Source organism: Pseudomonas sp. PA-4-8C, from assembly GCF_021606625.1.
In the GTDB taxonomy this organism is placed as follows: Bacteria; Pseudomonadota; Gammaproteobacteria; order Pseudomonadales; family Pseudomonadaceae; genus Aquipseudomonas; species Aquipseudomonas lactis.
Window position 1 is genome coordinate 1 of the sequence record NZ_WKCD01000599.1, and the last position, 551, is coordinate 551.

Sequence of the window (551 nt, forward strand, 5' to 3'; positions counted from 1 at the left end):
GACGGATTGTTCAAGGGCCTTGCGCTGCTGGCTGCGCAGTTGCCGGCGTGGGTGCCGCCCGAGGTGCCGCTGGGGTATTGGCTGGTCAGCCTGATGGGCGCAGTGGTGTTACTGCTGCCCAAAGGGGTGCCGTTCCGGGTGTTGGGCTGGCCCATGCTGTTGATGGCCGTTTTTCCGCCCCGGGAGTGGGTGCCCCCCGGACAGGTAGAGGTGCTGCAACTGGATGTCGGGCAGGGGCAGGCACTGATCCTGCGTACCCGCCACCACACCTTGCTCTACGATGCCGGGCCGCGCTCGGGGCCTGTCGACCTCGGCGCGCGCGTCGTGTTGCCCTCATTGAAAAAGCTCGGGGTAGGGCAGTTGGACATGATGCTGCTCAGCCATGCCGACGCCGATCACGCCGGTGGTGCGGCGGCGGTGGCTCGGGGGCTGCCCGTCAAACGCGTGGTGGGCGGCGAAACCGAGGGCTTGCCATCCTTTCTCGCCACCCAGCCCTGTACCAGCGGCGAGCGCTGGGAGTGGGACGGCGTGTCGTTTGAGCTGTGGCAGTG

Annotated in this window: 1 protein-coding gene; it reads left to right on the forward strand. The window is 67.7% G+C overall.

The features are described 5' to 3' along the window. The coding region (locus GIW04_RS31210; RefSeq protein ID WP_236479679.1) for an MBL fold metallo-hydrolase at positions 1 to 551 on the forward strand (551 nt) is incomplete at both ends.